Here is a 13133-nt window from a genome sequence, read left to right on the forward strand (position 1 = left end):
CATTAGAAAGAGAACGAAATGCACTAGGAGAAAACCAACTCTCCCCTAACAAACTTAAGCGAAATTTAATAAAAATCTCAATAAAAATGCAGATCTGTTCTTCTTTTTCTAAATTAGATTTATAAATATGCTAGTTACTCCTCAAACAATGAATCTAGCACGGTTGTACCTCATATCCAACTAAAGTCAATTGCCTCTTTTATATCTACTAATTTATTCCCCCAAGAACTTGTGAACTATTTCTCATATACTATTTTAGGTTGGCGCCAATCTTTCTCATAGAGGTCTTATGAATGCAGTTTAAAGAAATCTATCTAATAATTTGAAAGAAGGAAACCACATTGGTACTGGGTTGTGATACTGCAACAAACGTTACTTCAGCAAGATTGATGACACTTCAAAATAATAACTTTACATTTGTTGGACGATACCTGAAGCGTGTAGAAGGTTCTCATGACGGACTTACAGATGCTGAGATTACACGAATTTCTAATGCTGGGCTGTTCATAGTATCCCTTTATGAAAACAAAGGTGGAACAACTGTCAGTTACTTTACGAATGCACAGGGTGTTAGTGATGCGAAAGATGCTGTGGAATTGGCAAATGACTTCGGACAAACGAATGCCACTCCGATTTATTTCGCCGTGGATCGCGATATGACCACTACTCAAATTACTGGAAATGTTGTGCCTTATTTCCAAGGGATAATGTCAGTTCTAAACAGCAGCACTCAAAATCCTAACGGTTATAAAGTGGGAATCTACGGTTCAAGAGCTGTTTGTGCCTACATCCGCGGCTCCTTCTCAGCTACGACACGTTATACTTTTATCGTCGATAATAGCTGGGCAGGGACTTTCAATGATTGGAACTTACGTCAATATAATTTTAACACCACGCTTGGCTCAGGCAACGGTCAGATTAAGATTGATTACGTAGAGTCATCTTCTCATGGAGGAGGGGGTTGGAAATAGTAACCTATTTTATTCAAATTGAGAAACAAATAGAAGGGATCCTTTAGCCTCCGAATTTTCTCACTGCTGCATGTACCGCTTGATACCCTATAATATCCTATAAGAAGTTGCATCTGTAATACAACATATCAATTCATTGGATTCATGTTATTTTTTAATCAATGAACGTTGCAAAATTGGATCCCTTACAATTCGCTAATACTCTTTTCGAATATTTCTCTCATAGGCTTCTATCCTTAGGCATACTTTAGGATAGAAGCCTTTTTGATTTTAGTTCGGGAATTAGTATTCATCGTATCTATTTTTCCATTATCTGAGATCCCATTGGACAATCAAAAAGCGGCCATTCCAATGGCCGCTTTTTTTAAGGATTTAGAAGCTTATCATAAGCTTCATCATAAACCCAAGTGATTCCTTCATCTTTACTGGTAAGATATATAGTTCCTGCCACACCGGTATCTTGATCAATTAACGAGATAGGGAACAGTCCTTCCTTTCTATTAAAGATAGGAGAAAGGGGATTTTTTTTATATTTATCAAACTTTTCTGGAAGCGATACAGCAAGCCTTTCCCAAGTTTGCCCCTGATCTTTGGTCCAATAAATTACAGGACCCTCATCCATATAATATCTGTACCCTAAAAACCCGATATCCGAACTAGAAAATCCCACGCCGGTCAAATGTTCCGAATAAATATCATTTGGATTGCCTATCTCTTTCCACGTCTTACCTCCGTCAGAGGTTTGATATACATAATTCAGCGCACTCCCAACTCCTTGTGAAGCACCACTGACCAGCCAACCATCATTTTTATTCGTGAAACCGATAAATTTTGTTTCATATCCCATTGCTCCAGGAATAGGATAGTCATTCCATGTCTGTCCCTTATCATTACTGATTAAAACATGCAGCGGCAATGATTTTCCATCTGCAAAACCATAAACAATAGCTGTTTTATCCTCGGATATAAAATAACCGGTGTTCTCTTGCCCCATTCCCAGAACCCCTCCGGTCGTATCCAATTTTAATGGCACATTTGCTTTAACATCTCCATTCCGATATGAAACAGAAACATTCCCCTCTGCATCTATGGAGTACGAATTGCCAGCATCATTAACAACAACTTGCTCCCCATCAAAGCCAATGGAATAGATCGTGCCGGGTTTGATGAATTCGGTGCCTTTTATATTAGTGCACGACGCCAACACGCTGATTACCCCGATCAAAAGCAGGACGGTATAAAATAGAGTGATGCCGTTTCGTTTTTTCTTCGTATTAAGAATAGATATAAATCGCTCTTTCATAGAAATTTCCCCTCCTGAAAAGTTAGTTGATAAAGCCAAAAAGCGGGGATCCGAATTCTGTATGACAGATAAGATAGCCTCACAATATTTTTTACGGTAAGATAAGCTTCGTGTACCCACTACCGTCTCATCACAGTAAATTTCAATTTCACGTCCTGCTTGGCGTACCATGAACCACACGAAAGGATTAAACCAATGAATTGCATGTACAATTAAGAGGAGTATCTTATATATAATGTCATGTCTCTTATAATGAACTAACTCATGCTTGAAGATAAATTCAAGCTCTTCATCGTTATATTGATCATGCGGCAAGAAGAGAATCGGCTTGTAAAAACCAACTAACATTGGATTTGGAACCTTTTCACTAATTAAAACGGTGATGGATAATTTTATTTTCATTTCTTTATAAACTTGGTTTATTTTCAATACCATCTGGTCACTTAAAAGAGAATTACTCCAACGAAGAGACTGTTTTCTGAAAAAGTAGTAACTGGTAAAATGATAAAGCAAAAAAAGTACGAACCCGGAAAACCAGAGCCAAGTTAAGATGTCCATAAGAGATGGTATATGATTTAACGATGCGGCCTGCTGAACAGGATGAGAAATCCCTGACACATCAATTTGTATGCTGTTGGAGGGAATGTCTTGAAACACTGTATTTATCTTTGAGCTATCAGGAAGCGGAATCCGTACGACATTATTGGCAAACGAAATGTTAAATGGAAGTAGCAAGCGTATAGTCAAAATCATCCATATCCAATATTTCCATTTTGCCGAATAGTTTTTGCTTAACCATGGAGACAAGAACATTAAAATGAAAATCATTAGACTTGTCGTTACTGAAATTATTAAAAAATCCAAAAAAAGGCTGGTCATTATCAGGAATCCTCTCTTTCTACCCGGTCAAGCATTTCACGCAGTTCTGCAAGATCATTTTTATCGATAGCCTTGCCATTGTACAGCGACATCACCATATCTTGAATAGAATTACCGAATAGTTTTTCAAGAGTAGATTTCCCTTCACATTCCTTATAATCCGTTTCTGAGATGGCTGCACGATAACTATTGCTCCGTCCCTCCTTTTCACAATACAGAAATCCTTTATCAACGAGTCGCGAAAGTACCGTCATTAAAGTAGCCAAAGCCCAATTTCGTTTATTACGTAATTGATTCGATATGTAGGAAGAACTCACTGGATTCCCAGTTTTCCAAATGACAAGCATAATTTCTAACTCTGCATCAGGTAGCTTCTTAATTTCATTAATCATGAATCAACCTCCATATTATACAGTTGTATAACTGCTTCTATTATACAACTGTATAAATAAAATGCAAGTCATCTTTTCTTTTGTTTCTATAAATTAGAGACGTTGAAAAGTAGGAAAAGGTTTGCACTTTATAGTATCAATGCTAAATCATCGAATGCGAAGCTAACGGTATACACTAGAACTTTGGAAATAGGGTAATTCAGAAGTAGTAGTAGAGGAAAACCTAATGCTCCTATTAGAAATTCAATAAGCTCTGAAAATGAAAAAGGTCTATAAAATCGCTTATTAAGCAATTTTATAGACCTTTTTAGTATACCGGTGAGAGGAATGGAACCTATCGATATTTATTTTGAACGCATCAATAGATATAGGAAGTAAGGCACACTCAGCATTGTTACAATAATTCCTGCGGGAATATCTGACTTAAAGCTGACCGTTCGAGCAATCGTATCCGCTACAAGCAGCAATAGCGCACCAATAAGCGCTGAAGTAGGTAGAAGAACTTTGTAGTCGTGACCTACCAGCTTGCGAGCCACATGCGGACTAATCAATCCAATAAAGAAGATCGAGCCCCCGAGCGCTACACAGCCAGAAGCTATGCCTACAGCCGCAATTGCCAAGCGCAAAAATTTCTTCTTTACAGCGACTCCTAATCCTATCGAAATTTCGTTGCCTAGCACCAAGACGTTCAATGTCCTGAAATTAGAAAGAATATATGCGAATAGCAGCAATACCCAAGGTGCCAACAAGCTGATATAAGACCACTTGTCCCCCCATAAATATCCTGCTTGCCAACGCTGCGCAAACTCATACTTCTGGTCATCAAGCTTTAAAGTCAGGAATAGCGACAGCGCACTAAATCCCATATTGATTGCAACACCAGTCAAGACAAGTCGTGTAGAAGAAATCATACGACGTTTTCTATAGGCTAGAACATAGATCAGAGCTGCTGCCAGCAGACCGCCTAAGAATGCCATAGACGGCAGTAATAATGTTATAGCGGCGCCTTGAATGCTTACCGTTGAGATAATCAGCAACACCATAAGACCTGAACCTGAGCTAATACCAAGCATGCCGGGATCAGCCAGATCATTGCGCAGCAAAGCCTGCATAACTGCACCTGCCAGTGCCATCCCAAATCCAACAAGTATCGCTAATACGATCCGAGGAAGACGAAACTTATAAACAACGAGATTATGCTCCTCTGGACCTTGTCCAAGCAATACTTGAAATACTTCAAGTGGATTGAGGGACACCTTTCCCATATTAAGACTAAGAATAGCTCCTGCAATAAGCAGTATTAAAAGAGATAGAATCCATATTGTAGCCTTATGCGATTTAACAACATTCATTTGAAGGCTCTCCTCTCTTTGCTCGCAATTAGCAAGAAGAAAGGAACACCAATCATTGCAAAAATAATGCCCAGTGCTGTCTCTGCCGGACGATTAATCAGCCTTCCAGCGATATCCGCTACAACCATAAGTGCGCCGCCGTAAATGGCTGATGCCGGAATAATATAACGATAATCTACACCTACAAAAAAACGCATAATATGCGGAATAATTAACCCTACAAAGCCGATTGGCCCTACAAGTGCAACAGCTACACCCGCTAGTAAAAGGACCGCAAGCGTAGCTATCATCTTAACGAGAACGATCCGTTGCCCGAAGCCTTTCGCGATCTCTTCCCCCAAGTTTAAAATAGTGATAGAGCGTGCAATGAATAGTGACAAAGCCAGTCCACCTAAGAACCAAGGTATAACTAGCCTAATTTCCACCCATGTTGCTCCAGCCACACTACCCGAAGTCCAATAAGCAAGGGCACGACCAATTCCATAGTTTAATGAGATAAATGACCCCACAGCTCCAAATAGCATTGTAATTGATATTCCAGCTAGCACCAGTCGTTGAGGTGTCATTCCTGAACGATTCAATGAAGCGGCAAGATACGTTAATCCTGCTCCAAGTCCTGCGCCAATAAAGCTAACCAGCAGGGTTGTTGTCTGCAGTTGCCCTGGAAGAAAAACCAGTGTAACGGCCATTGCAAGAGCTGCTCCTGCATTCACTCCCATTAATCCGGAATCTGCTAAGGGATTTCGCGTATAGCCCTGCATAACCGCTCCTGCTACCGCGAGACACATCCCCGCAATAATATCAGCTGCTGTACGCGGAATACGAAGGGCATGAATAATCTGATGCTCGGTCAGTTCAGGATCAAAATTAAAAATCGCTGTCCATGCCATCTTCAGGCTCATGGAAGCAGAGCCAAATGAGATAGAAGCTGCTACTGAAAGCAGCAGCAGCAGTATCCCTAGGAGTAGAAACAGACCGAAATACGATTTCCCTCTTAAATCAGGGATAACGGTTGTTCTATCATCTAGCCTTCTATTTTTTTTCATACGCTGACACTAGCTTCTCTACTACAAAATCTAGTTGCTTATCAAGAGAGTAGATATCGGAATAATATGAAAAATCAAACCCAATTTCGATCAATCTACCTTCTTTAATTGCTGGAATGCTGTTCCAAATTGGATTGTCCGACAAATCATCAGCACCATCCCATACAGAGCGGAACACGAAGTCTCCTATATACTCTGGTAACACCTCTAAGGAAACAAACCCTCCAGTAGCCTTCTCTCTGCCATCAATCTTTTTCTGAAGAATCTCTGGTGCTTTTAGCCCTAAATATTCATAAATGATCTGAGAGCCCCTTCCATAAAGCTTGCTATCGATCACCGCCATCTCTTTTTTTCCGCCTTCGATAATGGTTACTGTCTTATCCAAAATTCCAAGTTCATCAAGCTGCTGCTTGCTCTTCTCCAACTTCTCGTGGAAATTATCTAATAGAGCTTGTGCCTCCTGCTCCTTACCAAATACCTCGCCAATCTTCATTACACGTTCATCCGTCGCCATTTTTTCATAGGGAATTGGAACGGTCGGTGCAATATCCTTAAGGATTTCGTAAGTTTCTTCAGAAGCAGCTATGATCAAGTCCGGCTTTACTGCCATAATAGCCTCTGGATTAGGCTCATACCATGAACCTAGATCTTCAATCCCCCCCAGCTCTTCTGCAAAGGCCGCTCCTTCAAAAACACTCGAAGTACCTACTGGCTTAATGCCGAGGGCCACAAGATCCCCTTGAAGGTATAAAACGACAACCCTCTTTGGATTAGCTGGAACAACAATATCTCCCTTTATTGTAGAGATAGTTCTTGTCTGAGCCTCCTTATTGACATTGTCAGCTGCAATTGAATTATTTGCTGGTGATGATGTAACTTCAGAAGCTTTGGATCCATTAGAATTTGTGGCATTAGAACCAACGCTTGCAGATCCACATGCACTTAAAAGCAAGGTAAAGCTAAGCAGCATCGCTACAATAAAACTTGACGTCTTTGTTAATCTCATAGGTGAAGACCCTCCGGTTATTTCATTTTGGTAATAGTAATGATAATGATTATCATACTCAATAACATTATATCGGGAGGATATGTGCTCGCCAATGGAGAATTTGGCGGTGGTAAATGGACGATTGTCCGATGAACTCACCTGCCTGCTTTCCTTGCGGAACCGGATGGGAGATTGACCATTGTATTTACTGAACATACGACTGAAGTAATATACATCGCTATATCCAACTTCTTCTGCAATATCGCGAAGTGGAGCATCGGTACATCGTAATAGCTCTTCTGCATGTTTAAGCCGGAATCGTATCAAATATTCAATCAAGCTAAACCCCGTCTCCCCTTTAAAGCGGGTTGATAAATGACGAGGGCTGTAATTAAATTGCTCCGCTATAGATTCTAGTGATAAATTATGACGATAATGCTCCTCAATATAACGGACAACCTGCCCAATGACATCCGGTTGCCTGAGGTTAATTCCATCCTTTGTGAACTGCTTTAATAATTCATGTATAAACTGATAGAACAAGCCTTTAACTTGAATTCTTTCCAATTGGCTTCCTTGTGCCCAAAGTTGTTCCATTGCCATTAGTTGATAGTGCAGTGGTAATGGCTCCAAAGACTCGAAGCTATACTGCATCCGAAATGGATTGCTGCGTTCTAAAAGTCTTGCTAAATCCTTTCTTCCTGGCAAGGAGGCTCTATAGAATAATAAATAGTATTCAAACAACTTCCCTGTCTCTATACTTAGTCTCATGCCCTTGCCACCATGCACAATAAAGTGACGGTCTGCGTCGTAATCTATGCCGTTGAGATTCAAGCTGGCCGTACCCCGCACACAGTAGATAAATCCGCATGCTGGTAATATATAGCCTTGCAGATTGTCCCCAGGCTCCATCACAGCATGTCGAATATCAAGTACTTTAACAGCAGCATAATTCCATGCGAAAATATGATCTTCCAGCTTCATCTTTGCCATACACTCCGATCTGCTCCACAATCTATTTGAATTAATTATATTCCACAACAATGATAATGATTATCAATTAGTATTAGGTAGTTCCTCTATTTTGTCAATCGCTGTTTAGTATCATGCTTGCTTATAGCTTCGAAGTGGAGCTTCCTCAGGAATGCCTCTATCTCATTCACATATCCTCTTACATTAATCATTCTCGGTACAACTAAGTCCAATTTCTTATTCACAACTGAAGGATGTATCAAAAGTTTTCCGGCACAGGCATGAACGGAATTGTAAAAAAACAAACAAAAAAGTTCATCAGATATAGTATCTAATGAACTTTGAGTTGATTTAGTTGGTACCGGTGAGAGGACTCGAACCTCCACGGTTTCCCTCTCGATTTTGAGTCGAGCGCGTCTGCCATTCCGCCACACCGGCAAAGTATTAAGTTAAAATATGGCGCGCCCTGAGAGATTCGAACTCCCGGCCTTTTGATTCGTAGTCAAACGCTCTATCCAGCTGAGCTAAGGGCGCAAAATTTATATGGAGCGGACGACGGGAATCGAACCCGCGACCCTCGCCTTGGCAAGGCGATGCTCTACCGCTGAGCCACGTCCGCACACGGTATGTATTGATGTCCGACTCACTAAAGAAGTGAGCCATGAAGGACTCGAACCTTCGACACCCTGATTAAAAGTCAGGTGCTCTACCAACTGAGCTAATGGCTCATAAAGCAAGAAAATGGCGGAACCGACGGGATTCGAACCCGCGGTCTCCTGCGTGACAGGCAGGCATGTTAGGCCAACTACACCACGGTTCCAGAAGAATAATTGCTTAATGAAAATTGGTTGCGGGGGCAGGATTTGAACCTGCGACCTTCGGGTTATGAGCCCGACGAGCTACCGGGCTGCTCCACCCCGCGTCAGTAAAAAAGTATTACTTTCCTTTGATTCCCCGGAAAGTATCCGGAATCCTCAGTGAAGCATTAACTTCACTTTTGGGGATATGTTATGGTGGAGGCTGAGGGGATCGAACCCCCGACCCTCTGCTTGTAAGGCAGATGCTCTCCCAGCTGAGCTAAGCCTCCATGTAAAGAAGCAACTTAATTATCATAACATAATCAAATCTGTAATGCAACCATTTTTTCTAGAAGTCTAATGCCGTTTCAAGAAGAAATGGTGACCCGTATGGGATTCGAACCCATGTTACCTCCGTGAAAGGGAGGTGTCTTAACCCCTTGACCAACGGGCCGTTTTAAAAATAAATTGTTTTGACAACAAAAAAGATTATATCATGTATTATTAAGTATAGCAATACCTAAACTAATTATTTTTCTTTCTACTCTTCACTAGGTAATAGATTGATATGAAGCTTTTGAGCTATTATCTCAACAATTCCACCCGTAGTTCTATCATTCGTGTCTAGATGCTGCTTAAACACCTCGTGATCAAGCCCTGTGATGCACCTGTCGATCTGCTGAGCAGCCCAAGAGTCTTTTCCTTCACCTCTAACGCTTAATCTCTTAAGCAAGGTCTCTCGGGAGGCACACAAACTAAAATGATAAAGCTCTATACCTCCATCCATTAACTTGCCGATGATTTCCCTGCAATAATCCGAATTCATTAGGGTCATAGGCACGATAATTATTCCATCATATTCGCTAGCTATGTTTTTCTTCGATACATTTCATATGCGGTTTGTGTCTTCCCTGAACCAAAAGCACCATTGATCCATATATCATGATCATTTGCCTCCGTGAACTAATTTTCATTCGAAGAAATCACTCACAATGATTGCCTATCCTTATAATAAGCGGATAAATATCATACAACAAAAAGACCACTGTCGATAACTCAACAGTGGTCTTGCGTGCTTGGCAACGTCCTACTCTCCCAGGACCCTTCGGTCCAAGTACCATCGGCGCTGGAGGGCTTAACGGTCGTGTTCGGGATGGGTACGTGTGGAACCCCTCCGCTATCGCCACCAAACGGGCATTTGCGGTACAAATGCATTATTCAGGTCTCAGCATCGCCAAATGCTGAAAACAAATTCATCATCAAACAGTCACTTGGACTATATAAATCTGAGCTTGATTCCTGAAAACTGAATCCGAAACGAATTTGCATTCTAAGTATAGGATAAGCCCTCGACCGATTAGTATTGGTCAGCTCCATGCATTGCTGCACTTCCACCTCCAACCTATCTACCTCGTCGTCTTCAAGGGGTCTTACTAATTGGGAAATCTCATCTTGAGGGGGCTTCACGCTTAGATGCTTTCAGCGCTTATCCCGTCCGTACGTAGCTACCCAGCCATGCTTCTGGCGAAACAACTGGTGCACCAGCGGTACGTCCATCCCGGTCCTCTCGTACTAAGGACAGCTCCTCTCAAATTTCCTGCGCCCACGACAGATAGGGACCGAACTGTCTCACGACGTTCTGAACCCAGCTCGCGTACCGCTTTAATGGGCGAACAGCCCAACCCTTGGGACCTACTTCAGCCCCAGGATGCGATGAGCCGACATCGAGGTGCCAAACCTCCCCGTCGATGTGGACTCTTGGGGGAGATAAGCCTGTTATCCCCAGGGTAGCTTTTATCCGTTGAGCGATGGCCCTTCCATGCGGTACCACCGGATCACTAAGTCCGACTTTCGTCCCTGCTCGACTTGTAGGTCTCGCAGTCAAGCTCCCTTATGCCTTTGCACTCTGCGAATGATTTCCAACCATTCTGAGGGAACCTTGGAACGCCTCCGTTACTCTTTAGGAGGCGACCGCCCCAGTCAAACTGCCCGCCTGACACGGTCCCCGTACCCGGTAAGGGTACTAGGTTAGAACCTAGATACGATCAGGGTGGTATCCCAACGGCGCCTCCACCGAAGCTTGCGCTCCGATTTCTACGGCTCCCACCTATCCTGTACAGATCGTACCCAAATTCAATATCAAGCTGCAGTAAAGCTCCATGGGGTCTTTCCGTCTTGTCGCGGGTAACCTGCATCTTCACAGGTATTAAAATTTCACCGGATCTCTCGTTGAGACAGCGCCCAAGTCGTTACGCCATTCGTGCGGGTCAGAATTTACCTGACAAGGAATTTCGCTACCTTAGGACCGTTATAGTTACGGCCGCCGTTTACTGGGGCTTCGGTTCATAGCTTCGGGTTACCCCTAACCACTCCCCTTAACCTTCCAGCACCGGGCAGGCGTCAGCCCGTATACTTCGCCTTGCGGCTTCGCACAGACCTGTGTTTTTGCTAAACAGTCGCTTGGGCCTTTTCACTGCGGCCCCCTCGTGCTATTCACACTACCGGGGCACCCCTTCTCCCGAAGTTACGGGGTCATTTTGCCGAGTTCCTTAACGAGAGTTCTTCCGCGCGCCTTAGAATTCTCTTCTCGCCTACCTGTGTCGGTTTGCGGTACGGGCACCTTCTCCTGGCTAGAGGCTTTTCTTGGCAGTGTGAGATCATGACCTTCGCTACTATAATTTTCGCTCCCCATCACAGCCCAGCCTTATCGATGTGCGGATTTGCCTACACATCAGCCTCACTGCTTAGACGGACATCCATCAGTCCGCGTCACTACCCTCCTGCGTCACCCCATCGCTCATAGCGGATTACGGTGGTACAGTAATTTCAAACTGTTGTCCTTCGACTACGCCTTTCGGCCTCGCCTTAGGTCCCGACTTACCCTGAGCGGACGAGCCTTCCTCAGGAAACCTTGGGCTTTCGGCGGATCAGATTCTCACTGATCTTTTCGTTACTCATACCGGCATTCTCACTTGTGTAGTGTCCAGCGCTCTTTTCAGTACACCTTCAACCCCTACACAACGCTCCCCTACCCCAGATACATACGTATCTAGCCATAGCTTCGGTGGTGTGTTTAGCCCCGTTACATTTTCGGCGCAGAGTCACTCGACCAGTGAGCTATTACGCACTCTTTCAATGGTGGCTGCTTCTAAGCCAACATCCTGGTTGTCTGTGCAACTCCACATCCTTTCCCACTTAACACACACTTGGGGACCTTAGCTGATGGTCTGGGCTGTTTCCCTTTTGACAATGGATCTTAGCACTCACTGTCTGACTCCCGGCAATAAGTATATGGCATTCGGAGTTTGACTGAGCTTGGTAATCCTTGCGGACCCCGCACCCAATCAGTGCTCTACCTCCACTACTCTTATACCGAGGCTAGCCCTAAAGCTATTTCGGGGAGAACCAGCTATCTCCGAGTTCGATTGGAATTTCTCCGCTACCCCCACCTCATCCCCGCACTTTTCAACGTACGTGGGTTCGGGCCTCCAGTGCGTGTTACCGCACCTTCACCCTGGACAGGGGTAGATCACACGGTTTCGGGTCTACGTCCACATACTAAATCGCCCTATTCAGACTCGCTTTCGCTGCGGCTCCACCTTCTCGGCTTAACCTTGCATGTTAAACGTAACTCGCCGGTTCATTCTACAAAAGGCACGCCATCACCCATAGATCGGGCTCTGACTTTTTGTAAGCACACGGTTTCAGGTTCTATTTCACTCCCCTTCCGGGGTGCTTTTCACCTTTCCCTCACGGTACTGTTTCACTATCGGTCGCCAGGTAGTATTTAGCCTTAGCAGATGGTCCTGCTGGATTCATACGGGGTTTCACGTGCCCCGCACTACTCGGGATCCGTCTCGGAGAGAACACAGTTTAGGTTACAGGGCTTTTACCTCTATCGCGGGCCTTTCCAGACCTCTTCACCTACCATATTCCTTTGTAACTCCATGTGAGACGTCCCACAACCCCAAGAGGCAAGCCCCTTGGTTTAGGCTGTTCCGCGTTCGCTCGCCGCTACTGACGGAATCACTATTGTTTTCTCTTCCTCAGGGTACTTAGATGTTTCAGTTCCCCTGGTCTGCCTCTACACACCCTATGTATTCAGGTATGAGTAACTGCGAATTACCACAGCTGGGTTTCCCCATTCGGACACCCCCGGATCAAAGCTTGCTTACAGCTCCCCGAGGCAGTTTCGTTGTTCGCCACGTCCTTCGTCGGCTCCTGGCGCCTAGGCATCCTCCGTGTGCTCTTATTAGCTTAACCTTGATTTTTCCGTCGGAAAATATCATACGATGATATTCTCTTTTGGAATCATCTCACTAATAACATTTACTTGTTTGCACAAGTTGCTAAAAGATGTTCTAAAACGCAAATTCGTTTCGGTATCCAGTTTTCAAGGATCAAGTCTTACTTGAGAGCTTAAACTCTCAAAA

The 13133-nt window shown here is 43.6% G+C and carries 7 protein-coding genes, 8 tRNA genes and 2 rRNA genes; 1 reads left to right on the forward strand and 16 read right to left on the reverse strand.

Annotated features, from left to right (window positions below; all coding sequences use genetic code 11):
* Positions 1-341: 341 nt before the first annotated feature.
* Positions 342-971 carry a glycoside hydrolase domain-containing protein gene (locus NYE35_RS24810; protein WP_341122183.1) on the forward strand — a complete coding sequence of 210 codons (630 nt, stop codon included), beginning with the start codon at positions 342-344 and terminating at the stop codon, positions 969-971.
* A gap of 364 nt (positions 972-1335) precedes the next feature.
* Here NYE35_RS24810 and NYE35_RS24815 read toward each other — a convergent pair whose 3' ends face one another.
* The 16 genes from NYE35_RS24815 to NYE35_RS24890 all read right to left on the reverse strand — a co-directional run bounded on the left by NYE35_RS24815 (position 1336) and on the right by NYE35_RS24890 (position 12963).
* Entirely contained in the window at positions 1336-3153 is a 1818-nt protein-coding gene (locus NYE35_RS24815) for a M56 family metallopeptidase (RefSeq protein WP_341122184.1), read from the reverse strand.
* Between the two features lie 2 nt (positions 3154-3155).
* Complete coding sequence (locus NYE35_RS24820) at positions 3156-3545, reverse strand: BlaI/MecI/CopY family transcriptional regulator (protein WP_036687483.1); 390 nt, start codon at positions 3543-3545, stop codon at positions 3156-3158.
* Between the two features lie 344 nt (positions 3546-3889).
* Positions 3890-4897 (reverse strand): FecCD family ABC transporter permease, encoded by a 1008-nt coding sequence (locus NYE35_RS24825; RefSeq protein ID WP_076098983.1) that lies wholly within the window; start codon positions 4895-4897, stop codon positions 3890-3892.
* Positions 4894-5943: a FecCD family ABC transporter permease gene (locus NYE35_RS24830; protein WP_081382417.1), complete on the reverse strand. Its 1050-nt coding sequence runs from the start codon at positions 5941-5943 to the stop codon at positions 4894-4896. The genes NYE35_RS24825 and NYE35_RS24830 overlap by 4 nt, the downstream gene beginning before the upstream one ends.
* Positions 5930-7924, reverse strand: a complete 1995-nt coding sequence (locus NYE35_RS24835; RefSeq protein ID WP_256717658.1) for an AraC family transcriptional regulator — start codon at positions 7922-7924, stop codon at positions 5930-5932. The genes NYE35_RS24830 and NYE35_RS24835 overlap by 14 nt, the downstream gene beginning before the upstream one ends.
* A 335-nt stretch (positions 7925-8259) precedes the next feature.
* Positions 8260-8341, reverse strand: a tRNA-Leu gene (locus NYE35_RS24840).
* Between the two features lie 19 nt (positions 8342-8360).
* Positions 8361-8437, reverse strand: a tRNA-Arg gene (locus NYE35_RS24845).
* Between the two features lie 10 nt (positions 8438-8447).
* Positions 8448-8522: transfer RNA gene (locus NYE35_RS24850), tRNA-Gly, on the reverse strand.
* A 36-nt stretch (positions 8523-8558) separates the two neighbouring features.
* A tRNA-Lys gene (locus NYE35_RS24855) sits at positions 8559-8631 on the reverse strand.
* A gap of 14 nt (positions 8632-8645) precedes the next feature.
* Positions 8646-8723, reverse strand: a tRNA-Asp gene (locus tag NYE35_RS24860).
* Positions 8724-8748: 25 nt separating this feature from the next.
* Positions 8749-8825: transfer RNA gene (locus NYE35_RS24865), tRNA-Met, on the reverse strand.
* Positions 8826-8914: 89 nt separating this feature from the next.
* A tRNA-Val gene (locus NYE35_RS24870) sits at positions 8915-8990 on the reverse strand.
* A gap of 89 nt (positions 8991-9079) precedes the next feature.
* Positions 9080-9154 (reverse strand) — tRNA-Glu (locus NYE35_RS24875).
* Between the two features lie 87 nt (positions 9155-9241).
* Positions 9242-9541 carry a hypothetical protein gene (locus NYE35_RS24880; protein WP_076297421.1) on the reverse strand — a complete coding sequence of 100 codons (300 nt, stop codon included), beginning with the start codon at positions 9539-9541 and terminating at the stop codon, positions 9242-9244.
* A 233-nt stretch (positions 9542-9774) separates the two neighbouring features.
* A 5S ribosomal RNA gene (gene rrf / locus NYE35_RS24885) occupies positions 9775-9891 on the reverse strand.
* 146 nt (positions 9892-10037) lie between these two features.
* Positions 10038-12963: ribosomal RNA gene (locus tag NYE35_RS24890) — 23S ribosomal RNA — on the reverse strand.
* Between the last annotated feature and the right edge of the window lie 170 nt (positions 12964-13133).

This window comes from Paenibacillus sp. FSL L8-0494 (assembly GCF_038003695.1).
In the GTDB taxonomy this organism is placed as follows: domain Bacteria; phylum Bacillota; class Bacilli; order Paenibacillales; family Paenibacillaceae; genus Paenibacillus_AQ; species Paenibacillus_AQ odorifer.

Excerpts from the sequence above, each read along its gene's own strand:
- NYE35_RS24835 (WP_256717658.1), bottom strand. The coding sequence starts at position 7,924 with ATGGCAAAGATGAAGCTGGAAGATCATATTTTCGCATGGAATTATGCT.
- NYE35_RS24820 (WP_036687483.1), bottom strand. The coding sequence starts at position 3,545 with ATGATTAATGAAATTAAGAAGCTACCTGATGCAGAGTTAGAAATTATG.
- NYE35_RS24830 (WP_081382417.1), bottom strand. The coding sequence starts at position 5,943 with ATGAAAAAAAATAGAAGGCTAGATGATAGAACAACCGTTATCCCTGAT.
- NYE35_RS24825 (WP_076098983.1), bottom strand. The coding sequence starts at position 4,897 with ATGAATGTTGTTAAATCGCATAAGGCTACAATATGGATTCTATCTCTT.
- NYE35_RS24815 (WP_341122184.1), bottom strand. The coding sequence starts at position 3,153 with ATGACCAGCCTTTTTTTGGATTTTTTAATAATTTCAGTAACGACAAGT.